Raw genomic sequence first — 23907 nt, 5'->3', positions numbered from 1 at the left:
AAGCCGAGGCGGGTCTTGTAAACCACGTGCACACCGCGTGCACCCGCCGTGCACAAGACGCAGACACCGCGGGAGTTCCCTGAGCTGGTGGCCGGAACACCCGGCCCGGTCCCAGGAGGTTCGGATGTCCGACAAGAAGATCATCGCCGTGGTGGGCGCCACCGGTCAGCAGGGCGGCGGGGTGGCCCGCGCGATCCTGGACGACCCGGAGCAGCGGTTCGCGCTGCGGGCGCTCACGCGCAACCCGGATTCGCCGGCCGCGCAGGCCCTCGCCGCGCGCGGCGCCGAGGTCGTCAGCGCGGACCTCGACGACGAAGGAAGCCTGACGAAGGCACTTCAAGGCGCGTACGGCGCCTACTTCGTCACGGCGTTCTGGGAGTACAACTCCGTGGAGCGCGAGCAGCAGCAGGCCCGCGCGATGGCCGCGGCCGCGAAGGCCACCGGCCTGCGGCACGTCGTCTGGTCGACCCTGCCGGACACGCGCCTGCACCTGCGCGACGACAGCGTCCCGACGCTGCACGGGCAGTACAAGGTGCCGCACTTCGACAGCAAGGCCGAAGCCGAGGCGTTCTTCGTCGAGGCCGGCGTGCCGACGACGTTCCTCTCGACAACCTTCTACTTCGAGGCCTTCGTCGACTTCTTCCGCCCGGTCCGCGACCCCGACGGCGTGGTCGCGCTGCACCTGCCGATGGGCGAGCGGCGGCTGCCGGGCATCGCGGCCGAGGACATCGGGCGGACCGCGTTCGGAGTCTTCGCGCGCGGCCCCGAGCTGGCGGGGGAGACGATCAGCATCTCCGGCGAGAACCTGACCGGCGAGCAGTACGCGGCGGCCTTCGCGAAGGAGCTCGGCACCGAGGTCGTTTACCGGCCGGCGAGTGTCGAGGACGTGCGCGCGTCCGGGGCGCCCGGCGCCGACGACCTGGCGAACATGTTCTTCTACTACGCCGAGCACGAGAGCGCCTTCGCCGGCGCGCGCGACCCCGAAGCCGTGCGAGAGCTCAACCCGCGGCTGCAGGACTTCGCGACCTGGCTCGCCGAACACCACGACGCGTTCAAGGGGCTGTGATGCAGTTCGGGATCTTCGGGGTCGGGGACATCGCCCCCGACCCCGCGACGGGGCAGGCGCCCACCGAGCACGAGCGGATCAAGCGGATGGTCGAGTCGGCTGTCCGCGCCGAGGAAGCCGGCCTCGACGTCTACGCGACGGGGGAGCACCACAACCCGCCGTTCGTGCCGTCGTCGCCGACCACGCTGCTCGGGTTCGTCGCGGCGCGCACGAGCCGGATCACGCTGTCGACGTCGACCACGCTGATCACCACGAACGACCCGGTGAAGATCGCCGAGGACTACGCGATGCTGCAGCACCTCGCCGACGGCCGCGTCGACCTGATGCTCGGGCGCGGCAACACCGGGCCGGTGTACCCGTGGTTCGGCAAGGACATCCGCGACGGGATCGCGCTGGCCGTGGAAAACTACGCGCTGCTGCGGCGGTTGTGGCGCGAAGAGGTCGTGGACTGGTCCGGCCGGTTCCGGACGCCGTTGCAGGGGTTCACCTCGACACCGCGGCCGCTGAACGGCGTGCCGCCGTTCGTCTGGCACGGCTCGATCCGCAGCCCGCAGATCGCCGAACAGGCGGCCTTCTACGGCGACGGGTTCTTCCACAACAACATCTTCTGGCCGGTCGACCACACCCGGCGGATGATCACGCTCTACCGCGAGCGGTTCGAGCACCACGGCCACGGCCCGGCCGACCAGGCGATCGTCGGCCTCGGCGGCCAGGTGTTCATGCGGCGCCGCTCCCAGGACGCGATCGCCGAGTTCCGGCCGTACTTCGACCACTCGCCGATCTACGGCCACGGACCGTCGCTCGAGGAGACGATGGCGCAGACCCCGCTGGCGGTCGGCAGCCCGCAGCAGGTCATCGACCGCACGATGCGCTTCCGCGAGGACTTCGGCGACTACCAGCGGCAGCTGTTCAACATCGACGGCATGGGCCTGCCCCACGCGGCGGCGCTGGACCAGATCGACCTGCTGGGCGCGGAGGTCGTCCCGGAGCTGCGGAAGGAGTTCACCCGCCTGCGCCCGGCGCACGTGCCGGACGACCCGCCGGAATAGCCGTCCGCCGCGGCGGGTTGCGCTGAGCGTGACGGGATCACTGCGGTTCGAAGTGCTGGGCCCGGTCCGCGCGTGGCGCGACGACGTCGAGGTGGAGCTGGGGCCGCCGCAGCAGCGAGCGGCCCTGGCGGTGCTGCTGCTGCAGGAGGGCACGCCCCTGTCGCCGTCCCAGCTGGTCTCGGCCCTGTGGAGCGGCGCCGAACCCCGAGCGGCGGTGGGCATGGTCCGCTCGTACGTGTCCCGGTTGCGCCAGACGGGCGTCCCGATCGAGTCCGTCAGCGGCGGCTACGCCTTGCGCGACGCGTCGCTGGACGTCACGGAGTTCTCCCGCCTGCTCCGCGCCGGAGACCCTCGCGCGGCGCTGCGCCTCTGGCACGGAACGCCGTTGGCGGGCCTGCCGGGCGACTTCGCGGAAGCCGCCCGCGTCCGCCTCGGCCAGCTGCACACGAAAGCCCGCGAGGACGCGGCGGCGGCCGACATCGAGGCCGGTCGCCACACCGAAGCGGTCGCGGACCTGACGGACCTGATCGCGTCGGAGCCGCTGCGCGAGCGCCCCCGCGAGCTGCAGATGCTGGCGCTGTACCGTTCCGGCCGCCAGACGGAGGCGCTGGAGGTGTTCACCGACATCCAGCGCCTGCTCGAGACGGAGCTGGGTCTGTACCCGGGGCCGGAGCTCCAGGAGATGCAACGCCGAATCCTGGCCGGCGAAGCCGCACCGTCCCGCCCCACGCAGCTGCCCCCCGACTTGCCGGAGTTCGCCGGCCGAGCGCCGGAGCTGGCGGCGCTGTCGACATCGTTGACCCGCCCAGGAGTCCCGGTGATCGGCATCGAAGGCTTGGCCGCGATCGGCAAGACAACCCTGGCGGTCCACCTCGGCCACCTCCTGAGCGCGTCCTTCCCGGACGGCCAGCTGTTCCTGGACCTGTCGGCGTCCGCGGACCCGCTGGCGGAGCTCCTGCGCGGAATCGGCGTCCCGACGCCACCGGAGTCCGCCAGCGAGCGGGCGGCCCTGTGGCGAACCCGCACCACGGGCCGCCGCCTCCTGCTGGTCCTCGACAATGCACGCGAGACGGACGAGATCCTCCCGCTGCTGCCGGCCGCGGGAGCGGTCATGATCACGGCCCGCCGCCGCCTCTACGGAGTGGCCCACTGGACCAAACTGGGCGGCCTCACACAGACGGCGTCGGTGGAGCTGCTGACCCACCTGATCGGCGCGGACCGCGCCGCCGCCGAGCCGTTGGAGACGAACCTGCTGGTCACGCGCACGGCAGGCCTGCCCCAGGTGATCCAGGCGGTGGGGGCGAGGCTGGCGTCCCGCCCGGGCTGGACGATGGCAGAGGCCCTGGACCGCTTGGGCCGCCCAGCCCCAGGCTCCCCGGTGACACCCCCAGAGTGCGGCGCGATCGAGAAGCCGTACGAGTCGGCGCTGGCGGAGTTGAAGCCGGCCCAGGCCCAGGCGTTCCAGGTGCTGTCGGACTCCCCGGAGATCTCAATCCCAACGGCGTCGACCCGCTTGGGCCTACCCCTGGGCGACACGGCGCTGCTGCTGGAGTCCCTGGTGGACGTGCACTTGCTGGAGCCGTCGGGGACCGATCGCTACCGCTACCAGGAGCCGCTCAGGCTGTTCGCCCAAGGCCAGGTCATGGCGGCTGAACCGATGCAGAACGTTTGATCGTCCCAGAGGTCCGGTCCCGACGACTGGACACCCCCTGCGGAGAGGGGTGAGGTGGCCGTAGTAGTCTTTCTTCAGCAGGTCCGAGTGGCGGAATGGCAGACGCGCTAGCTTGAGGTGCTAGTGCCCTTAACGGGCGTGGGGGTTCAAGTCCCCCCTCGGACACAAATATGTGGGAGATCTCCCAAACCACAGAGTAACAGGCCCGCCACGGCGGGTCCTTCTCGCGTTCAGCTGCCGCCGGTCTCGGCTAGGCTGATCTTGTACGCGCCCTCCCTTCGCGCAGCACGCCGGGGAGGTGCCGCATGACCCGCATCCCTTCCCTGCCTCTACCCGGGCGGGTCGCCACGCCAGATGCGGAACGCGTGGCTTCCTTGCCTGTCCCGATGGACCTCCCGCCGTTGCGTGATCTCGGTGCGGTTGATGGTCCGCGGTTGTCGATCGCGCTGATGGACGGGGGAGGGCGGCTACAGGACCGCGGTGCCGTCGCCGCCCTCGGCTGGAGCCCGGGGGATCGCCTGCTGATCACGCTTGTCAAGACCTCGGTGGTGATCCGGCGGCGTTCGGACGGGGTGTTCGTCATGCCCCGCAAGCCCTACGTCGCACTTCCTGCGCCGGTGCGCCGCGGCTGCGGAGCCCTGGCGGGCAGCCGCCTGCTGCTGGTCGCCGACCCCGTCCACGACGTGCTCATCGTGCATCCGGAAGCCGCCGTTCAGGCGATGCTGCGCACCTTCCACACCTCCCTCGCCACCCCCGAGGACGCATCATGACCGCCACCACCCAAGACCTCGAAGCCGCGCGACTACTGCTGTCGCGCCTCGGCGTCGATCCCGCCGACCTCATCGGCGACGCACCCACCGGCAACACCGACGGCGAGCGCCCGCCGATGCCGACGCTGAGCGAATGGATCCCCGTCGTCGCGGACCTCGTGTCGCCGAGCACGGCCAGCTCCTACGGGTCGTACTGGAAGAAGGCCGAAGCCCGGTGGGGCGAGCGGCCCATGGAGACGATCACGGCCACCGAGATCAAGGCGATGGCCGAGCATGTCCGCAACACCGCTCGCGTCCGCCGCAACTCCCGCGGCGGACGCAACGCCGCAGAGAACTTCATCGCCGCCATGCGCTGCCTCTACAAGCACCTGGTCAACGATGGACGCCTCGACGAGCGCGCCAACCCCGCCATGCGCGTCACCAAACCACGGCGCAACGCCTCCACCCGTCGGGCTCTCGCCTCCGACCGGGTCAACGAGCTCAACGACATCGTTTCCAGCACCGGTGATGACCCGGAGCTGGACGCTTTGGTCTGCCGGCTGCACGAGGAGAGCGCCTGCCGACGTGGTGGTGCGCTGGCCTTGCGTCGCCGCGACCTGGACCGGACGCAGTGCACGATCCTGCTGCGGGAGAAAGGCGAGACCGAACGCTGGCAACCGGTCTCACCGACCCTGATGCGTCACCTCATCGCCCACTTCGACGAACGCGGCGACGGGAACCCGGAGAGCCAGGTGCTGCGCTACGCCAACGGCAATCCGATCACCAAGCGCCGCTACGACTACATCTTCGGTCGTGTTCAGAAGGCGTTGGATTGGGCAAGGTCACTGCAGGTCAGCGCCCACTGGCTGCGTCACACCACGCTGACCTGGGTCGAGCGCAACTTCGGCATCGGCGTCGCCCGCGCCTACGCCGGGCACGCCGAGTCGGGCAGCGACCTGACAACCACCACCTACGTCAAGGCCGACATCACCGAAGTCGCCGAAGCCCTGGCCGCGCTCACCGGCGAACCACACCCCCTCGCGCCGGTCCGGACGCCGAGGACGACGAGATGATCCACGGCGGGCGCGGTCGTGCAGACCGCGTCCGCCTCAGTCGCTGTGAGCGGTCCCTTCCGGGATGACGACGAGGTTGTCGTGGAAGGCGGTGACCATGGTGTACAACACGTGCTGCGGATAGACGACCAGCAGGTCGTGCTCCATCACGGCAGCGAGCAGCACCTGATCTTCAGCCCGGATGCGGCACCGCGCCCGCAGCCGAGCCGGCAAGGTCAAACTCATCTTTGACGGAACTAATGCAGCCGACGGCTTTTCGCTCGGCGCTACCACGAGCAGACCCGAGGACACCCAGAGCCGTAGCGGCAGGCCCGGAGCCCAATTCAGCCGCTCCAACGGGACCCGCGCCGCCACCACGCCGTTCATGCCGACCCGGACCAGGCTGAACGCGACCGAGCCACAGTCCACCACCGGGCCCAGATCGGCAACCGGCATGGGAATCACAGGTTCGGAGCTATGCCTCCGCTCCGGTAGAAGCAGCGACGCGACGATCTTGTTGCCCGCTCCCTCCGATGTCGAGCACTGAACCGCGTTGGCCGTGCCGGCGGCGATAGGCATTGGGCCTTCGCCAGGTCGACGTTCCCGATGGTGTGACATGACTGTTCCCAGAACTCTCGCGCGGGAGGGCGAGGCGAAGCGGCGTCCGACGGCATCACCGTGCGGGGCTGAACATAATTGAGTTTAGCCGTGATCCCCAATCCTGATTCTGAGCGTCGGAACCACGTGGGCCGGCATCAGCGCGGCCCAGCCGAGCTGCCGGACGACCAGGAACGCCTCGGCCAGCTGCCCTGGCGTGAAGCGTTGATGGCAGTCCGAGGGGAGCGGGAAGAAGGAGTGAGCCGCTGGCCGCAGTTCCTGCGCCCGCAACGTGAATTCCACTCAATCGAGTGAATGTCGTGCCGATAGTCTCGAATCGGGGGCCACTGCGCCGATCGGTTGCTGCAGCCGCGCAGGTAGTCAGCGATATCGAGGCGAGGAGTGCAAAGCCGGCATGAAGATCCAGACCGCCAATGTCTGGGCTCGTTCGCGTAGGTGCGGCGGGAACGAGGTTCGGCAACTCCTCGTACCGGCCGCGGCCGACTGGGCGGTCGTCGGCGAGCCGGGCGAACTGGTCGTGAGCGGCCGGTTCGGATCGTGGCCGGCGGTCCGGGGAGCGACGGCGGCTGAAGACGGCCCGCTCACCGCCGAACTCCCCACGGTCGAGCAGCCAACGCACCGGCTTTCCTGGTCCGGCTCGCGTGAGCCGGTGCCGCCTGAGGTGGTCCGGGAGTCGTTCGCCGAGGCCATCGGGTTCAGGTCGCACGAGGAGCCGCATAGCCTGCGCCGGCCGCAGATCGGCGCCCTGCACGCCATCGTCGGCTTCCAGGCGTCCGGTGTGGACGAGCCTGCGGTGGTGGTCATGCCGACGGGCACGGGCAAGACGGAGACGATGCTCGCCTGGACGGTTGCCGCCCGGCCTGAGCTGCTGCTTGTCGTGGTACCGACGGCGGCGTTGCGCGACCAGATCGCGGCGAAGTTCGAGCGGCTCGGAGTCTTGCAGGAGCTGGAGATCGTCGCCCCGCACGCGCTGCGGCCGAACGTCGGGCGGCTCGAGCACGCACTCAAATCCGCGGCCGACGCGGCCGAGGTCGCGGCCGCGTGCAACGTCATCGTCGCGACGCCGCACGTCCTGCACGTTTGCGATGCGGACGCGCGCAGCGCTCTCCTCGGTGCGTGCAGTCACCTGATCGTCGACGAAGCGCACCATGCGCCGGCGGACACCTGGACGCACGTGATCCGCAGCTTCCCCGGCGCCCGAACCCTGTTGTTCACGGCGACGCCGTTCCGCGGCGACGGCCGCCGACTCCCGGGGCGGGTGATCTTCCGGTTCCCGCTCCGCGAGGCCCAGCGAGACGGCCACTTCAGCAAGATCGAGTTCCGGTCCGTCGTCGGGATCGAGGACGTGGATGAGGAACTCGCGGCCGCAGCGGTGGCCCGCCTCCGGGACGACCTCGCCGCCGGGCTGGACCACGTGCTGCTGGTGCGGGTGAAGACGAAGGTCCGCGCGGCCGAGATCCTCGAGCTCTACGAGCACCTCGCGCCGGAGCAGGGCCCGGCGGTCCTCCACGACACCGTCACCATCAAGCGGCGCAAGGCCGTGCTCGCGGCCCTCGGCAACCGCGTCTGCCGGATCGTCATCTGCGTGGACATGCTCGGCGAGGGCTTCGACCTGCCGGCGCTAAAGATCGCGGCCATCCACGACAGCAGGCAATCGCTGAGCCCGATGCTCCAGCTCATCGGACGGCTGGCCCGGACCTCGTCGCCCACGAAGATCGGGCGCGCCAGCGTATTCGTAGCGCGCGACCCCGCTATGGCCCTGTCGCCGATGCGGGACCTGCTCCGGGAGGACCCCGACTGGGACGTGATCCTCAGCGACGTCACCGAGCGCGCCACCCGGCGGGCCCTTGAAGTCGGAGAGTTCGACGAGTCCTTCCCGTACACCCCGGTCGAGGTGCCCATCGGGTTGCTCGAACCGAAGATGAGCGCCATCGCCTACTCGACGGCGAAGCACGACTGGGAGCCGGACAAGGCCAAGCAGGTCTACCCCGGGATGGTGTTGGACGACCTGGTCAGCGTCAACACCGGGAACGACTTCGCATGGTTCGTACTGCGCGTGGAGGCCGACCCGAGGTGGGGGCGGGTTCCCGGACTGGAGAACACGTCGTTCGACCTCGTCATGCTCTACTTCGACCGGGACCACGGCACGCTCTACGTCCACGGCTCGAACACGAAGGCCAAGTACGACCGGCTGGTGGAAGTCGTGCTCGACGAAGAACCTTCGCCAGTGAACGGGATGCGGACCTTCCGCGTCCTCGCGCACATCGACCGGCTGATCCCGACGAACCTGGGGCTGCTGGACGCGCGCGATCGGGATCGGCGATTCTCGATGCACGTCGGCAGCGACGTCGAAGCCGCGTTGCTGGAGGCCGAGAGCGACCACAAGACCCAGACGCACATCGCGACGAAGGGGTTCGAGGACGGCGAGTCCGTGACGATCAGCGCGGCTCTGTCGGGCCGGTTCTGGGCGATGGCCACCGCGCGCAACCTGTTCGAGTGGCGGGAGTGGTGTGACCGGCAGGGCACCAAGCTGCGGGACCACACCCTCGACCTGACCGCGATCTTCCGCCGGATGCTGTTCCCCACCGAGATCACGGAGCGTCCGCCGCACCCGCTGCTCGCCCTCGAATGGCCGTGGGACCTGTACCTGGGCACCGGGACGGCGACCCGGGCCGAGTTCGACGGCACAAGCCACGTTCTGACGGACATCGAGTTCCGGGTCGACGACCACGGCAGCACCGGCCCGTTCGTCTTCTCGCTCGTCAGCGCGGACTGGGAGGTCGGCTACTCGGCGGAGGTCGGACCGGACGGCCTGCACTACACGGCGACCGGCCGGGACGCGACCGCCACGATGGGACGCGTCGACGAGAGCGTGCCCTTGGCAGAGTGGCTCAACCGCCACAAGCCGACGTTGTTCCTGTCCGGCGACCGGATGATCACCGGGGACGACCGGCTGCTGGAGCCCCGGGAAGGGCTTCGTCCCTATGACCCGGCGAACCTGATCACCCGCGACTGGCCGGCGCAGGGGGTGAACATCCGTGTCGAATCGCAGGGCGTCGAAAAGAAGAAGAACTCTATCCAGGCGTACATGGTCCGCGAGCTGCAGCGGAATCGGACCTTCGATGTGCTGATCGACGACGACGGCAAGGGGGAGGCCGCGGACTTGGTCGGGCTCCGCGTCGACGGAAACGATCTGGTGATCACGCTGGTGCACTGCAAGTTCTCCAGCGGAGACGACCCGGGTGCCCGACTCAAGGACCTGTACGAAGTATGCGGTCAGGCGATCCGAGGCGCGCGGTGGCGCGACGGCGGCGGCCGACCGCTGCTTGAGCACCTCGACCGCCGGACTCGCGCGTACCGCCTCAGGCATCCCGGCAAGACGGCGTTCGAGGTCGGGGACAGTGCCGCTCTGCTCAGGATCCGCGAGCAGGCGCCGTTGCTCTTCCCAAGATTGCGGACGCTGGTCGTGCAGCCCGGGCTCAGCGCCGCGCGGTGCACGGACGAGCAGCTTCGGCTGCTGGCCGGCGCCGAGACGTACGTGCGGGCCGTCACCAAGGGTACGTTCGAAGTGCACGGCTCAGATTGAGCACGGCCCTGCTCTGCCCAAAAAGGCGACATGCGGTGCCGATCGGATCGTTGCGGAGCGGGAGTGTCGTCCAACGGGTGACACTCCCGCTTCCATCCTGATGGTGCCCTCGGCGGGATTCGAGCCTGCGACACCGACATTAGGAGAGTGGGTGACGATGACGTCTACAGTGTCTACCTGCAACTATGTGCTCAGGGTTACCGCTCGTGACCCCAGAAGTCACACCTTTAGGCGCAGTTTCGGGTCACGAAATGGGTCACGCGCGGGCGTGCTGATTGTGTCGCAGGCCACATGGAGGACTGCGTGTCGAGAGGTGTGCGCGGGCTGCAAGCAGGCGGACGAAGCTCATCCTGGTAGCGGCGACGCGGCAAGTCATCGCGGAGCGCCACTTCATGCGGGTGCATGAGTTGCGTCTGAAGGAGGGCGAGTGCGGAGCCACTTGACATGTTGCTGGGGTGCGATTGTGAACGTCGGCGGCGGCCTCGAGAGGACCGACTCGTAGCGGCGCCTGCCAGCCAGATCGCCAGCCGGACACAGTCGAAGGTAAAGTTAGTGTTGCGGCGTTAGCTAACGCTGTATTACTATGTCCTTATGAGCCCCCGCCCTCGAGATCCAGCCCTGCGCGCCGCACTGCTCGCTCGAGCCGCGGAACTGCTGGCTGAAGAAGGCCCGGCGGCGTTGTCGACCCGTCGGCTGGCGCGCGAGCTCGGCGTCTCGACTGCTGCCGTCTACACCTACTTTGGCAGCGTCGAGCAGCTGCGCTACGAAGTGCGGCTCGACGGCTTCGCTCGTCTGCAATCGCGACTCGATCCGTTCGACTCGCCGGACGATCCCGTCACGACGTTGGCGGGCATGGTTCTGGCGTTCTTCGACTTCGGTACGCAATTGCCGCATCTGTACCGCGCCATGTTCGTCGACCGGCCGCCCGAGGACGACGACGCCGGCGCCGCGACGTTCGAGCGGCTGAAGGCAGTCGTGCAACGCGGCGTGGAAACTGGCCGGTTCGCTGCCGTCACCACCGAACAGGCTGAGCTGTGCGCCGCACAGGTGTGGAGCATGCCGCACGGCATGGTGACCATGACGCTGAGCGGAGCCGTCCCGGCGGAGGCTGCTCGCGCAGTCCTCGTGGACATGGTGGGCCGCATGGCGATCGGCTACGGCGATGATCGCCGACGAGCGACAGCTTCCCTCGCTGGGGCGAGGAGGACGTGATGGCGCACCGTGGTCCGGAGGGAGTGCAGCCCGATCGACGACGAGCTGAGCCGCAGCAATCCACAAGACGCGATCCTGAAGGTCTCCGAACGGGCTCCGCCGGCGGACTCCTGCTTTCCGCTCTGCCCTCTACCGTACTCGCGCCTCTGAACGCCCTCGCTGGCACGGTCGCTGCGGTGGCCTTTGCCGCCGGCCTCGCCACGGTGATCGCCGTGGCCCGGATCCGGCGTGGTGACCAAAAAGGGCCCGCCTTTGGCGGCCTCGTCGGAGTAGCGATCGCCGGCATCTTCGCCTGGAGCACCGGCTCCGATTCCGGGCTCTTTCTGCCGGACCTCGTCTGGTATTCGATCGCCACTGTGGCGTTGACCGGCTCGATCCTGATCCGCCGCCCGCTCGTCGGCGTGTTCTGGGTGTTGGTGAACCAGCCCGACCCTGCTGGGCGCGCCGTGGCGCGAGGGCGCGACTTCACGCTTGCCACCGCCGCGCTGGCCGCCGTGGCTGTCATCCGATACATCGTCACCAGCCTTCTGGTAGCCGATCGCGCCAATCCACTTCTGATCACACTCAAGGTCGCGTCGGGCCTCCCGCTCACCCTGGCAGCCTTCGCCGTGGCCGCCTGGACCTGGCGACGTGCCTCAACGTGGAACCAGCGCGGCAAGAAATCGGTGGCACCCGGCGGAATGCCAGTGACTTCACCACGTCACCCTGCCCAATTGGCACACACGATTTTACATCATTCTCGGTGCTCGTCGCAGTGAACTTTTCTTTGGCTCCAAGATTGGCCGATCCCAGGTCGATCGAGTGGGGTCGAGGTGGAAAATTCCCGCCTCTGCGCAACTGAATGTGCGGATATACCATTCTTTCCGGCTGGGGTGAACGGCTAGCCGTTCGATTTTGGCGAATTCGTCACGGTCGGTTAAGGTTCAGTCGAATCCTGAGTCGCCAATTGAATAATTAGTAGTATTTCACGTCGTCGGGAGACGTCGAATCAGCAACCGTGGGGGATTCATATGAAAAGCAGCTTGATCACCGCTGTCCTTGTCCTGATCTGTCAATTCGCATTCGTGCTGCCAGGTGCCGCGGCGCCGGGAGCGCCACCACCCGACGCCGAGACGCCGGTGCGGCTCGGGTCCGGCACACATCTTGCGGATATACCTTCGCAGCAACGAGCGTCGACGCTCGGCAGCGATTGGCAGACAACCCAGGACCTGGCCTGGTTTACCGCCGGGGACCAACGAGGCCTGCACGTCATGGTGGCGACGGCCGCGAGCGGTTACGCCTGGCGCACCGCCGCCTCTCTGTCCGAACCTGGCTTCGACGCGGATCAGTGGATCGGCAACGCCTGCGTCACGGGCTCCGGACGCAGGCTCGTCGTGGTCTACGCACCGCGGACGTTCACCAACCACGCGGACCTGTCGGGCCGGGGCGGTTTCACCGCGGTGGTCGACCTCGTCACCGGCGCGGTGCGCAAACTCGCCGTGCAGTCCAGCCTCGCCTACTTCTCCCCCGGTTGTGGCACAAGCGAGACGGCCGCACTCACCCAGGAAGGCGGCGCCGACCGGGAAACGAAGACAAGGCTGGTGCAGTTGGACGCTGCGACGGCGCGCACATCAGACCCGATCGAGCTCGCCGGCCAGCTTACCTCGGCCGTTCCGGTAGCCGACGGCATCGCCGCGGCCGACCGGGGCGCGCTGGTATGGGTGGACAGGACCGGGAAGCGCACACCGCTGTCCCCGGCGAAAGGAGTGCCCTACCAAGTCACCCCGGACGCCGACGGTGGTCTCGTCTACGTCGAAGGCACCGGCGGTGGGCTCACCGCACGCCGCGTCGCCGGGCTGACAGCCGGCCACCGCGCGACTACCGAGGCGGCCACGCTCGCCACCGGCGCGATGGGTATCCGGCGTGGCCAAGGCGGCGAAGTGTTCCTTACCGGCAGCGCCACGGTCACGCACGCGCTGCCTGCCTCGGTGCGCCGGCTCGCCGTCCCGGCCCGCGCTGACACCTCCACCACGGGCCGGTTCGCCGTGACCCAGGTCCTTCGTGCCGACGCACCGGACCCGCGGACGCCGGTCAACGACCCGAGCAGGCCTCGGACACTCGCCGTCGCTGCCCTCGCCGTGACGACCGGAAAGGCCGTCACGTTCACCGTCGACCCGGCCGCCCAACGGCCGTCCGGTGCCGGGCACGTCCCGAGCCCGGCGCTCGCGCGCAGCGGCCAGCGGATCGCCGCCGCCGGTTCACCCACCGATCCCGTCGACGCGGACCGGTGGTGTTCGGTGCCGCGCAACGACCCCGCGAACCAGGCGTACCAGCCCAAACCGCGGCAGGTCGAGTGGGCCGTGGACCAGGCGGTACGCGGGGTGCTGACCGTGTCGCGTCCGGCGAACTGGAAGAACCTGGGGATGCCCGCCTACACACCGCAGGGCCTGCTCCCGCGGCCCGGCCTCGACGGCGGCGGGTTCGTGCCCGCTCAGATCATGCTCGGCATCCTCGCGCAGGAGTCGAACCTGTGGGAGGCATCCTCCGTGGCGCTGCCTGGAGTCACGGCGAACCCGCTCGTCGGCAACTTCTACGGCCGCAACATCTACGACGGCAACCCGGCCGACGACTGGGACATCCACTGGGACCAGGCCGACTGCGGGTACGGCCTGTCCCAGGTGACCGACGGCATGCGGCTCGCCGGGCACGAGAAGCCCGGGGAGACAGCACGCCCGTACCAGACCCAGCGCGCCATCGCGCTCGACTTCGCCGCGAACATCGCCGCCGGGCTGCAAATCCTCGAAAGCAAGTGGAACGAGGTCAAACGCGCGGGGCTGTTCATCAACAACGGCGACCCGCAGTACATCGAGAACTGGTTCTTCGCCGCGTGGGCGTACAACTCGGGTTTCCACCCCGATGCGCACGACGGCGGCCCGTGGGGTGTCGGCTGGGCCAACAACCCCGCCAACCCGCGGTTCCTGCCCGGCCGGGAACCGTTCCTGGAATACGGCTACGACGACGCCCGGACCCCGCAGTACTGGCCGTACCCGGAGAAAGTGATCGGCTGGGCCGGTCACCCGATCGAGTCCGTCGAGTCGCCGAACACGCTCGTGAGCGGCTACCGCCCGGCCTGGTGGAACAGCGTCAGCGACCGGGTGGGCGCGAAGCCGCTGCCGGTCCGGTTCTGCAACAACCTCAACAGCTGCGACGTCAACGGCAGCTACCCCAACGACCTGGGCGAGCCCGCTGGGCCGTGCATGCGCCGCGACCTCACTTGCTGGTACCACACGCCCGTCGTCTGGAAGAACGACTGCGCTCAGCAGTGCGGGCACGAACTGCTGCGGTTCGACCCCGGCTACGCCTACCAGGACGACGGGATCAGCTACCCCCCGCTGTGCAACTTGACCGGGCTGCCGGCCGACGCCCGCATCATCGACGACGTCCCCGACACCGCACCCGTGGTCCGGCCGGACTGCAGCGGGCACCCCTGGCGCAACGCCGGCAAGCTCACCCTCACCTTCGACGGATCCGGCGGCACGTACCCGTCGAAGGTCGACACGCATCAGATCGGCGGCGGGTTCGGCGGGCATTTCTGGTTTGCCCACACACAGGGGGACAGCGGTGCGAACCTGCAGGTCTCCGCGGACTGGAAGGCGTCCGAGTCCTACACCGGACCGATGAAGGTGCTCGTCGCGCTCCCGGACCACGGCGCCGAAACCACCGCCGCGCACTACGTCGTGAAGACGGCCCGCGGTGATCGGGACCGGGTGATCAGCCAGCCGGGCAACGGCAACCGCTGGGTTTCGATCGGCACGTTCATGTTCGACGGCGTCCCCGAGGTGACGCTGACCAACCGCACCCCCACCGGCACCGGTGACGACGACATCGCGTTCGACGCCGTCGCGTTCGCCCCGGTGGCCGGCACCTACCACGAGGAAACGGTCGAGGCCGTCGCCGAGTTCGACGAGGACCAGAACATCGACGCCGCCATCCCCGGCTCGTGGATGGCCGGTCCGCTGTCCAGCGCGCAGGCCCTGCACGACTGGGGAACCGAAACTACCGACCACATCCTGTCCATGGGCGACTGCCCGCCCGAGACGGTCGGCGACTGCCTGCTGCCGCAGACCAGGCAGGCGGCGGCCGCGTGGCGCGCCCAGGTCGCCGCGGCCGGTGTCGACCCGGTGAACCACCCGGACGGCGCCAGTGTGGGTGACTGGATCGGGTTCGCCCAGCCCTACACCGACCGGCCGGTGACGAACCAGCGTCCGGCGTCCTTCGACGACGACAACCGCTACAAGATCAAGAACAGTGCCACCGTGTCGTTCGTGTCCGACCAGTTCGGGCACGTGATCGCGGGCAGTGAGTACGTCACCTACGACAACCGCACCGGCAACACGCACCTGCCGAAGTTCGTCCTGGACCTGTTCCAGGCGCTCTCGAGCGACTACGGGATCGCGCCACCGGACCTGCGGTACACCATGCCCGCGCTCAACGAGCACGACAACGTGTGGCGAACCGCGGACCCGGTCCGCACCGGGGTGCTCCCCGGCCGCCAGTACGCCTGGGGAGGCAAGGCACCCCTCCTGGTCAACGCGGCCGGCGCCCCGGCGTCGACCGACGCCACCTGCGTGCGAGCGCTGACCGCGTCCGGTGGCTCGATCGGCTACCGCCCGATGCTCAGCCAGTCCGGTCCCACGGACGCGATGACGGCGTGGGCCGGGCGGGTCGACGACGACCGGCGGATCCCGAACCCGGTCAAGGACCTGGCGTCGGACATCCGGGACATGTTCTTCAACGCCGGCGGGATACCCGGCGCCGACGCGTCCATCTTCCGGGTAGCTCCTCCGATTTGGCAGCAGGTCGACTTCGAAGCGTGCTCCGACGGCACCATCCGCCGATCGGCGGACGTGGCCGGCGCGACATCCCCCGTGCTCCGCGCCAGCTACATGCCCGACGAGTACCTATATCGCAACGGCCGGGCGATCGACGTGAACGGCAACTACAGCGGCACCAATCGGCCCGTGATGACCGGCGACTTCCGCAGGTTCAGCCATGACGCCATCGTCTATCCCGGAGAGAACCCGTACGGAAAGTGCGATGCCGTGCGTAGCGACCGGGCCGGCAACCCGTGGGAGATGCAGTTCGACGCCGGCACCGGCACCGATCCCGCGTTCGCCACGTTCTGCCACGACCCCGCCGCTCGCCCCGACCCCGGCTACACCGGCTGAACGTACGGCCACCACGGAGGAAACACACCATGGCAGCACCACCGCAACGCGAGCGCAGTGCCGCGAGGCTCACGGTATCGATCGTGCTCGCCGCGGCAATCGTCACGGTGACCGGATGCGCCGGATCGCCGGAACCACCCGCCGAGCGTCCCCCACTTCCCAGCACCGACACACAAGCACTGGACCTCGCCGAACAGCTGCTTCTCGCCGAGTGCATGCGCAAGGCCGGGTTCGACTACCACGTTACTGAACTGCCCTCGAGGCCACCGGAACTCGGGTACGTGGTGACCGACATCAGCTTCGCGCGCGCCCACGGCTACGGCGGCGACATCAGGCGACAGAACGCGGAATCGGAGCGAGATGACCCCAACCAGCAGTACTTCCAGAAGCTCTCCACGTCCCGGCGCGCAGCCGCACTGGCGGCGATGAACGGCGGGACGCCGAACGGCCTCGAGACGACCACCCCCGACGGAGCGACGCTGAGTCGCAACCCGGACAGCTGTGATTCCCAAGCCGAGCAACAACTCTACGGCGACCTATCCGCCTGGTTCACGGCGAAGACCACCACGGACTTCCTTCGAGAAGCACGTGTCACCGAGGTGGTCTCCGATCCGGGTTACCGAGCTGCGGCGGGGAAGTGGTCCACTTGCATGGCGCGGTACGGATATTCGTTTCCCGACCCGCAACGCCTGCACGCCACGCTGCCGGACGAGCAGCACCCCCTGCCGCGCGAGCGCGAGGTGGCGATGGCGCTCGCCGAGGCCCACTGCGCGGCGACTTCGAGCCTCGGCGACATAGCGAACCAGCTCGATGCCCAGTACGCGGCCCGGTCCCGCGCCGAACATCCTGTGGAGGCCACCTACGACAGCTTGCGAATCAATGCCGTGCCGCGCGCGTGGACGATCGTACGCGCGTCCCAGATTTCACTATCGAACAAGGGAGAACGATGAAAAAGATCCGAACCTTGATCGCGGCCGTCGCGGTCTGCCTGTCCGGTTCACTGGTACTGGCACCGGACGCAAACGCGGCAACAGCGTCCGTGCAAGCGGACGGGGCCCTACACCTGTACCGCGGCTTCAACCTGACCAGTCCGTGCGGGGCATTCCCGGACAATCGCGAAGGTCTCAACGACTACGACTGCTACTGGGCCGAGGCGTCATTGTGGAACAACGGGTTCTGCACCGCCAAGCACCCGGATGTCTGGGTGTACGCCGACGTCCTCATGAACGGCCCCGCACGCCGCGGAGTATACTGCGGCGTGGCGATCAACGACCTGCGCCAGTACAAGTTCGACGCCGGTACAGGCAAATACGCTGGTTATCAACTCTATCACCACATCGGTGCGCTGATCTGGGCCAACTTCTGATTCGACGTTCGATGCCCTCGGGCCGGTCTGCCGGGCCAGTGCCAGCAGATCGGCCCGTGTGCACCACCGAGCAGCATGAGAATCGAGTTGCCGGCGCCGCCGCACATCATGGCGCGCCGGCACTCTCTTTGCACGCGGTGCAAAGAGAGTCGCACTGGGTCGAGGCCCCGGCCGATCCCCATGTTATCGCCCGTGAGGACGTGCTGCCGAAGGTCTTCCTCGGCACCCACAGTACTTCGCACGCTGACCTGGGCCGCATTGCCCGGTGCGGACAGCTGCGCGGTACCGCGTGCCTCTTGCGACAAAGGACCTGAGCTCGCACTGTAGACCATCTGGAATCGCCCCATCGACTGTCGGGAGAGTTCGCGAGGGAGCACTCGTTTCACTACGACCCGGCGGTCTAGCTCGTTGGCGGCTGGCGCCGGAGTGATCCAACTGCCTGAAAATAGGTTGGTATGGCAACGATATCGGCAACCCTGTATCCCGAAAATCGTCCGTTTTCCTCCGCGTGATCCGGTCCTTTTCGGCTGATGAACTGTCGTGAGCGCGACATTTTCGAGGGTTCCCCGGAAAGAGGCTGGACGTCGAAATTCCACTGAGCGCACCTGTGCGGCCGTGTGGACCTCCAGAAAGGCTGATCAATAAGCGCATCCCGAGGCGGAGGAGTCGACGGAGCGACCACGAAGTTCGGAACCGAGATCTATCAGCACTGGCATCCAGTTGAATGCGATACACTTGTAAGTGGTTCAATGTCACCGTACGGGTGACCATATGTTGCGGTAAATCCGCCATCCGATACGGAGCCATGTTTGCATTGCCGCGACCGCCGAAGGGCTCTCGACGACTTCGACACCGACCCTAGCTGGGGCTCATTGACGAGGTGGGCCTGCCTGCGGATGGCCGTCGTGCGGAGTGCTTGGCCAGCAGCACCAGAGCTACCACCTCGGCCACCAATGTCAGCGAACCGGCGATCACGGCCGTCGCCGAACCCGGCATCATGAAGGCCGTGTGCGACACGAGGATGCCGCCGATGAGCCAGATCCGGTGCCGGTCGCTCCAGCCGGGCGCCGTCCGCCAGCGCAGCACCAGCCAGCCGAACGGCACGGCGGTCAGTGCCCCGAAGACCAGCCGCAGGACGGGCGGCATCAGGTCGCCGAACAGCAGCCCGGAGCCGAGGCCGAGCGGGAGCAGCGTGGTCAGGAACGCCATCGTCAGGTACAGCGACACGAAGCCGACCACACCCGGACGAGGCGCGGACCGAGCCGGGCGGGGTTCCCGCGAACGGCGGCGCGGAACGACCACCAGCGCGAGCAGCCCGAGCACGACGATGAGCGCGACGAACGTCACTGTCCATGCCAACGGCATCCGGTAGCCGGGGTCCAAGACCCCGGACAGTAAGACACGGAGGCCGATCACCCCCACGACCGCCAGCGCACCGGCGCCGAACAGCCCCCGCTTGCTCAGGTAGGGTTTGGCGCGCTGAGCCGGGAAGAGCATGTTGGCCAGTGCGATGGGCACGAGCACGCTGAGCACGACGTGGACGCCGATCTGCGACTCCCAGTACGTCACGTTCACGCCGAGCACACGCAAGCCCCAGTCGGCGGCGCCGTACATCCGGGGGCTGGTCAGGGCCTGCAGGCCCAGCCCGTCCTCCGCCAGCTCGTAGGCCACGCCCAGCAGCACGAGGCTCGGCCAGCCACCACCGGCCCGCACGACCGCCTCGCGGATCACGAGGACGCCGGCGCCGTACATCACCAGGAGCAGGGGCAGGAGCAGCCAGGTCTGCGGCACCGCGACGGCGGTGAACGTCAATTCGGCGCACAGCGTGGTCAGCAGCACGAGCACCCAGGGAGCGCGTTTCGCCAATTTGGTCATCGGAACGGGTTTCCTTTCTCTCGCCGCCGGATCAGTGCGCGTCGAGGAGTTCGTCGAGCTTCGCGTTCTGCGCGCGAGCCAGGTCGACGGCCTGCCACTCGACGGCTGCACGTTCGGCCGGGTCCCCGGGCGTCGGCGGGGCCAGGTCCGGGTGCAGCCGGGAGCGCTCCATCCAGGCGGCGATGTCCGCGTTGCCCGCCCAGCGCAGCTGTTCCGCGTTTCCGGAGAGCGCGAACCGCAGCCAGTCCAGGTCGGTTTTCGGGTTCGGTGTGACGGGGCAGAGGTCGTTCTTCACGGTGTCGTCGGGGTAGGCCGCCTCGACGTGGGCGATGAGGGCGGCGCTGAACACCGGCTGGCACACCCGGACCGACTGCAGGGTGATCAGTCCGTCCCGGAAGATCGGGACGACGGGAAGCTGCGGGGTGGCGTCCGCGGTGCAGTCCACGTGCAGCACGCGCGGGCCGGTCGGGATCGTGCCGCCGTCGAGCTCGATGCCGGTCTCGGTGATGCGCTTCACCCGCCCGAAGCGGACGACGTCGTCGATCTTGCGCAGCTCGGCCAGTTCCGCCCGCGAGACGGTCGCGCACCGGAACGCCGTCGGCCGCTCGTCCCGGGCGATCCTCAGGAGGGTGCCCGCCGCTTCCAGCCGGTCGAAGAGGTCAGTCGCGGACTCGGCGCCCATGATGGCTTCGTGTTTGGTGGCGTAGCTCCGCACGAGGTCGTCGACGTCGCGCAGGGGGCGCGGCTGCACCGTGGCCCGGTCGATCAGCCACGGCGCCCTGGGCATGATCCAGGTCAGGTCCGCGGGGGCGACGCCCTGTTCCAGCAGCCAGAGGCAGGCGTCGATCCCGGTCTTGCCGGCGCCGACGACGACGTACCGGTCGTAGGGCTCGCGCAGGGCGGACAGCGCGTTCGGCGAGACGACGGGGACACCGTCGGCGACGGGGAACTCCGGCGGTCGCATGGCCGGCACCGTCACGCCCTGGTAGGTGGTGTCGACGATCTTTCGCCGCACGCTCACGTGGTATTCCTCGCCGGAGGTGGTCCGGCGGAAACGGCCGGCACCCTCGTATTCGGCCATGGGGAAGTACGAGACCCGCCCGGATGGGAGGAACGTCTGGCGCATGACCTGGTCGAAGTAGCCGCAGATCTCGTCGGCGCCGGCGAGTTCGTAGAGCCCGGCGTTCCCGCCCGACTGGTCGACGAGGCCGTCGCCCAGCGGCCGGGAGTTCACGCCGTACATGGCGGAGGGCTGGTGCAGCCGCACGAAGGGGTAGGCGACGGTCCAGTGCCCGCCCGGCCGGTGGTAGCGGTCGACCATCGTCACGCTCGCCTGCGTTTCGCTCAGCAGCGTGTCCACGAAGGCCATCGCCGTCGCGCCCGCGCCGATCACGAGGTAGTCGGTCTCGATTTCGTTCACCATCAAACGTTCCTGTCTTTCGAGGTGGGTGGGTCAGGTGCTGCTCGACGCGGCGGCCATCGCGGCGATGGCGACCTGCGTCCGGACGATGGCCTTGCGCACCGCGGGACTGATGGCCTGGCCGCTCGCGATCTCGGCCATCCGCCGCCGGATCCGCTTGCGTTCGCCGGTGGGGACCGCTTGGCGCCAGAGTTTCGCGGCGTGCAGCACGCCGATCAGCGCGGCCGTGCGTTCGTCGGGGTCGTGTCCGTTGAGGATGGTCTCGGCCAGTCGCGCGCGGACTTCGGCGGCGGCCGAGGCGTCCGCCGCCGGGTAGCGGTGCGCGGGGAACGCGCCGAGCAGCCAGGTCCGCTTCCGGTGCAGCACACCGCGGTCCACGAGCGCGGTGATGGCGCGATCGGGAGCCCCGCCGCGGGTGCGGCGGAGTGCCGTGGAGACCTTCACCCCGCCGGCGAGCGAGGCGTCCAGGTGCGCGCTCCCGGTCGGGGTGGGGTCCAGGACGGTGACGACGTCGTTGTCGCCCACGGTGATGCGGTGCGTGAGGGCCAGTTCGGCGATGGCCGCACCGGCGATCGCCCAGTCGAGGCCGAGGCGCATCTTTCCGCCGCCGGTCTCGCCGTTGAGGGCGATCAGGACGACTTCTTCGGCGATGGTGAAGTTCGGCAAGGTGTTCGCCTCGCTCTCAGTCAGCGGCGCGCAGCGGGGCCCCGGCGTGGTGGAGGTGCCGCAGCGCCTGCCGGTAGGAGTCCAGCAGGCCGGTTTCGGTGTACGGGACACCGATTTCGGCGCAGTACTCGCGCACGACCGGCGCGGCCCGGCGCAGGTTCGGCGAGGGCATGCTGGGGAAGAGGTGGTGCTCGATCTGGTAGTTCAGCCCGCCGAGCGCGTGGTCCACGACACGGCCGCCGCGCACGTTCCGCGACGTCAGCACCTGCCGGCGCAGGAAGTCCGGCCGCTGGTCGCCGCTGAACATCGGCATGCCCTTGTGGTTGGGCGCGAAGATCGAGCCCAGGTAGATCCCCCACAGTCCTTGGTGCACCACGATGAAGACCAGGGCCTTGACCGGCGGCAGCACCGCGAAGACCAGGCCGAAGTACCACGCGAAGTGCGCGGCGAGCAGACCCGCGTCGAGGACCCGGTGCTTCACCTTCGACCGGAACGCTGCACGGACGCCGGAGTAGTGCAGGTTCCAGCCTTCGAGCGTGAGCAGCGGGAAGAACAGGAACGCCTGCCACTTCCCGATGAAGCGGGGCACCCCGCGGCTGGCCCGAGCCTGGTCCTTCGACCAGACCAGGATGTCCGGCTCGACGTCGGGATCGAGCTCCGCGTGGTTCGGGTTGGCGTGGTGGCGGGTGTGCTTGTCCATCCACCAGCCGTAACTCATGCCGATCGCGAGATTCCCGGCCAGCCGGCCCGCCACCGCGCTCGGCTTCCTGGTGCGGAACACCTGGTGGTGGGCCAGATCGTGCGACACCAGGGCGATCTGGCCGAACACGGCGGCGAGGAACGCAGCGACCGCGAGCTGCCACCACGAATTACCGAGCCGGGCGAAGGCCATCCAGCCGCCGACGAACAGCAGGGCGACAACGCCGAGTCTGACTCCGTAGTACACCGGACGCCGGTTCAGCAGTCCCAGCGCGGAGATGCGGTGGGACAGGTGGGCGAAGTCGCTTGCGGCTCGAGTCGGTGGGCTTGCGCTGGGATACATGATGGCCTAACCAGGTTGCGTACGGTGTAGTGAACTACCGCGTACACTGTCTCAATACGCCGCGACTGGTCAACGAGTTCTGTTGTAATCAAAGAAATAAGTGCACTAGTGTACTGGAATCGAACTAGTGCACCCGGGAGGTATGCATGGCGTCCGGTAACCCGCTCTACCTGCGCATCGCCGGGGAGATCGAAGCCCGGATCCGGTCCGGCGAGCTGCGGCCGGGTGAGCGGCTGCCGTCGATCCGGCAGGTCGCGGACCGCTGGCAGGTCGCGATCGCGACCGCGACCAGGGTGCTCGCCACGCTGCGCGAAGACGGCCTGGTCGAAACGAAGGTCGGCTCGGGCACGGTGGTCAGCGCGGCACTCGCCCGGCCGCAGCCGGGCGCGCGGGCGAAGGCGCCGGCCTCCCGCTTGCCGCGCCCAGCAGGCGTCGCCAAGCAAGCGCTCAGCCGGGAGCACCTGCTGCGCACCGCCATCGCGATCGCCGACCTCGAAGGGGCCGACGCCGTCTCCATGCGCCGGGTCGCCGCCGAACTGGGCGTGGGAGCGATGTCGCTCTACCGGCACATCACGAACAAGGACGACCTCGTGACGCAGATGGCCGACCTGGTCTTCGGCGAAGCGGAACTCCCCGACTCGGGTCCGCCGGGTTGGCGGGCCAAGCTCGAACTGGTCGCGCGACAGCAGTGGGCCCTGTTCTGGCGGCATCTGTGGCTGCCCAGGGCGGTGTCGTTCACCCGCCCCTCGCTCGCGCCGAACATGATGCAGCACACCGAATGGACCCTGCGCGCCCTCGACGGCCTCGGTCTCCCGCTGCGCACGCGCATGCAAGAAGCGCTCGCGCTGCACTCGCTGGTGCTTAACGCAGCGCTGTCCACGGCGGACGAAGTGGAAGCCGAGCAGGAGACCGGGGTGACGCTCGCCCGGTGGCTGCAGACACAGCAGGCGCGGACCGAGGAGCTGTTCGCGAGCGGGCGGTTCCCGCTGCTGGCCCAGGTGCACGAGGAGATGGCTCCCGACCTCGACGAGCTGTTCGAATATAGCCTCGCCCGGCACCTCGACGGATTCGCGATCCTCGTGGCCGAAAGATGAGCCTCACTGGACCGAGTGATCGAGACGATGTTGCTCGGGCGGCCCGATCCGACTTGAGTAGGAAGGGCTTGCCCTGCGGCTGGTTGAAACCTCACTCTATAAGGCTTCGGCTGACTCCCAATGGGAAGAACACGGTGTCCGGCCGGTCCCGCAGACGCCCGTTGAGATCGCACCGTCGACGTACTACGAGGCCCGCTTCCGCCCGAAATCGGCCCGCGCGTCACGAGACCGGT

The 23907-nt window shown here is 68.6% G+C and carries 17 protein-coding genes and 1 tRNA gene; 13 read left to right on the top strand and 5 right to left on the bottom strand.

Translation table 11 applies throughout. From position 1 onward, the window contains the following. Positions 1–124: 124 nt before the first annotated feature. The 6 genes from ACZ61C_RS29695 (at position 125) to ACZ61C_RS29670 (ending at position 5609) form a co-directional block, all read left to right on the top strand. Positions 125–1066, top strand: a complete 942-nt coding sequence (locus tag ACZ61C_RS29695) for an NmrA/HSCARG family protein (protein ID WP_465311136.1) — start codon at positions 125–127, stop codon at positions 1064–1066. Then, a complete protein-coding gene (locus tag ACZ61C_RS29690) occupies positions 1066–2115 on the top strand; it encodes a CE1758 family FMN-dependent luciferase-like monooxygenase (RefSeq protein WP_465311135.1) in 1050 nt (349 codons plus the stop codon). The genes ACZ61C_RS29695 and ACZ61C_RS29690 overlap by 1 nt, the downstream gene beginning before the upstream one ends. A gap of 28 nt (positions 2116–2143) precedes the next feature. Further along, positions 2144–3787: an AfsR/SARP family transcriptional regulator gene (locus ACZ61C_RS29685; RefSeq protein WP_465311134.1), complete on the top strand. Its 1644-nt coding sequence runs from the start codon at positions 2144–2146 to the stop codon at positions 3785–3787. 81 nt (positions 3788–3868) lie between these two features. Further along, positions 3869–3952 (top strand) — tRNA-Leu (locus tag ACZ61C_RS29680). Positions 3953–4092: 140 nt separating this feature from the next. Further along, entirely contained in the window at positions 4093–4557 is a 465-nt protein-coding gene (locus ACZ61C_RS29675) for a hypothetical protein (protein ID WP_465311133.1), read from the top strand. Beyond that, positions 4554–5609, top strand: coding sequence for a tyrosine-type recombinase/integrase (locus tag ACZ61C_RS29670; RefSeq protein ID WP_465311132.1), 1056 nt, complete (start codon positions 4554–4556; stop codon positions 5607–5609). Before ACZ61C_RS29675 ends, ACZ61C_RS29670 begins: the two co-directional genes overlap by 4 nt. Positions 5610–5645: 36 nt before the next feature. Here the strand turns inward: ACZ61C_RS29670 and ACZ61C_RS29665 are convergent, their stop codons facing one another. Then, positions 5646–6167, bottom strand: coding sequence for a hypothetical protein (locus tag ACZ61C_RS29665; protein WP_465311131.1), 522 nt, complete (start codon positions 6165–6167; stop codon positions 5646–5648). A gap of 433 nt (positions 6168–6600) precedes the next feature. Between ACZ61C_RS29665 and ACZ61C_RS29660 the strand changes: the two genes are divergently transcribed. From ACZ61C_RS29660 to ACZ61C_RS29635, 6 genes are all read left to right on the top strand, one after another. Beyond that, positions 6601–9792, top strand: a complete 3192-nt coding sequence (locus tag ACZ61C_RS29660) for a DEAD/DEAH box helicase (protein WP_465311130.1) — start codon at positions 6601–6603, stop codon at positions 9790–9792. Positions 9793–10383: 591 nt separating this feature from the next. Then, positions 10384–11004, top strand: coding sequence for a TetR/AcrR family transcriptional regulator (locus tag ACZ61C_RS29655; protein ID WP_465311129.1), 621 nt, complete (start codon positions 10384–10386; stop codon positions 11002–11004). Continuing rightward, a complete protein-coding gene (locus tag ACZ61C_RS29650; protein ID WP_465311128.1) occupies positions 11004–11762 on the top strand; it encodes a DUF3159 domain-containing protein in 759 nt (252 codons plus the stop codon). The genes ACZ61C_RS29655 and ACZ61C_RS29650 overlap by 1 nt, the downstream gene beginning before the upstream one ends. Before the next feature lie 492 nt (positions 11763–12254). Next, on the top strand, positions 12255–16211 hold the full coding sequence (locus tag ACZ61C_RS29645; protein WP_465311127.1) for a golvesin C-terminal-like domain-containing protein: 3957 nt from the start codon (positions 12255–12257) through the stop codon (positions 16209–16211). Positions 16212–16240: 29 nt separating this feature from the next. Beyond that, positions 16241–17161 (top strand): hypothetical protein, encoded by a 921-nt coding sequence (locus ACZ61C_RS29640; RefSeq protein WP_465311126.1) that lies wholly within the window; start codon positions 16241–16243, stop codon positions 17159–17161. Continuing rightward, positions 17158–17577: a hypothetical protein gene (locus tag ACZ61C_RS29635; protein ID WP_465311125.1), complete on the top strand. Its 420-nt coding sequence runs from the start codon at positions 17158–17160 to the stop codon at positions 17575–17577. The genes ACZ61C_RS29640 and ACZ61C_RS29635 overlap by 4 nt, the downstream gene beginning before the upstream one ends. An 858-nt stretch (positions 17578–18435) precedes the next feature. Here the strand turns inward: ACZ61C_RS29635 and ACZ61C_RS29630 are convergent. The 4 genes from ACZ61C_RS29630 to ACZ61C_RS29615 are packed head-to-tail and all read right to left on the bottom strand — an operon-like array spanning position 18436 to position 22580. Further along, positions 18436–19452 (bottom strand): hypothetical protein, encoded by a 1017-nt coding sequence (locus ACZ61C_RS29630; protein ID WP_465311124.1) that lies wholly within the window; start codon positions 19450–19452, stop codon positions 18436–18438. A 31-nt stretch (positions 19453–19483) separates the two neighbouring features. After that, positions 19484–20875, bottom strand: a complete 1392-nt coding sequence (locus ACZ61C_RS29625; RefSeq protein ID WP_465311123.1) for an NAD(P)/FAD-dependent oxidoreductase — start codon at positions 20873–20875, stop codon at positions 19484–19486. 30 nt (positions 20876–20905) lie between these two features. Further along, a complete protein-coding gene (locus ACZ61C_RS29620) occupies positions 20906–21538 on the bottom strand; it encodes a GOLPH3/VPS74 family protein (protein ID WP_465311122.1) in 633 nt (210 codons plus the stop codon). Between the two features lie 16 nt (positions 21539–21554). Then, positions 21555–22580 carry a fatty acid desaturase family protein gene (locus ACZ61C_RS29615; protein WP_465311121.1) on the bottom strand — a complete coding sequence of 342 codons (1026 nt, stop codon included), beginning with the start codon at positions 22578–22580 and terminating at the stop codon, positions 21555–21557. A gap of 146 nt (positions 22581–22726) precedes the next feature. Here ACZ61C_RS29615 and ACZ61C_RS29610 point away from each other — a divergent pair, with 146 nt between their 5' ends. Beyond that, the gene (locus ACZ61C_RS29610) at positions 22727–23674 is read left to right on the top strand and encodes a GntR family transcriptional regulator (protein WP_465311120.1); all 948 of its coding nucleotides are present in this window, start codon (positions 22727–22729) and stop codon (positions 23672–23674) included. Positions 23675–23907: the final 233 nt, after the last annotated feature.

This window comes from Amycolatopsis sp. NPDC104587 (assembly GCF_055583645.1).
Note: the sequence above shows the minus strand (reverse complement) of the source record. Positions and strands in the feature narration are given on the sequence as shown.

Coding starts and splice junctions, on each gene's coding strand:
- ACZ61C_RS29635 (WP_465311125.1), top strand. CDS start 17,158: ATGAAAAAGATCCGAACCTTGATCGCGGCCGTCGCGGTCTGCCTGTCC.
- ACZ61C_RS29665 (WP_465311131.1), bottom strand. CDS start 6,167: ATGCCTATCGCCGCCGGCACGGCCAACGCGGTTCAGTGCTCGACATCG.
- ACZ61C_RS29660 (WP_465311130.1), top strand. CDS start 6,601: ATGAAGATCCAGACCGCCAATGTCTGGGCTCGTTCGCGTAGGTGCGGC.
- ACZ61C_RS29690 (WP_465311135.1), top strand. CDS start 1,066: ATGCAGTTCGGGATCTTCGGGGTCGGGGACATCGCCCCCGACCCCGCG.
- ACZ61C_RS29610 (WP_465311120.1), top strand. CDS start 22,727: ATGGCGTCCGGTAACCCGCTCTACCTGCGCATCGCCGGGGAGATCGAA.
- ACZ61C_RS29675 (WP_465311133.1), top strand. CDS start 4,093: ATGACCCGCATCCCTTCCCTGCCTCTACCCGGGCGGGTCGCCACGCCA.
- ACZ61C_RS29670 (WP_465311132.1), top strand. CDS start 4,554: ATGACCGCCACCACCCAAGACCTCGAAGCCGCGCGACTACTGCTGTCG.
- ACZ61C_RS29695 (WP_465311136.1), top strand. CDS start 125: ATGTCCGACAAGAAGATCATCGCCGTGGTGGGCGCCACCGGTCAGCAG.
- ACZ61C_RS29645 (WP_465311127.1), top strand. CDS start 12,255: ATGGTGGCGACGGCCGCGAGCGGTTACGCCTGGCGCACCGCCGCCTCT.
- ACZ61C_RS29630 (WP_465311124.1), bottom strand. CDS start 19,452: ATGACCAAATTGGCGAAACGCGCTCCCTGGGTGCTCGTGCTGCTGACC.
- ACZ61C_RS29655 (WP_465311129.1), top strand. CDS start 10,384: ATGAGCCCCCGCCCTCGAGATCCAGCCCTGCGCGCCGCACTGCTCGCT.
- ACZ61C_RS29650 (WP_465311128.1), top strand. CDS start 11,004: ATGGCGCACCGTGGTCCGGAGGGAGTGCAGCCCGATCGACGACGAGCT.
- ACZ61C_RS29625 (WP_465311123.1), bottom strand. CDS start 20,875: ATGGTGAACGAAATCGAGACCGACTACCTCGTGATCGGCGCGGGCGCG.
- ACZ61C_RS29640 (WP_465311126.1), top strand. CDS start 16,241: ATGGCAGCACCACCGCAACGCGAGCGCAGTGCCGCGAGGCTCACGGTA.
- ACZ61C_RS29615 (WP_465311121.1), bottom strand. CDS start 22,580: ATGTATCCCAGCGCAAGCCCACCGACTCGAGCCGCAAGCGACTTCGCC.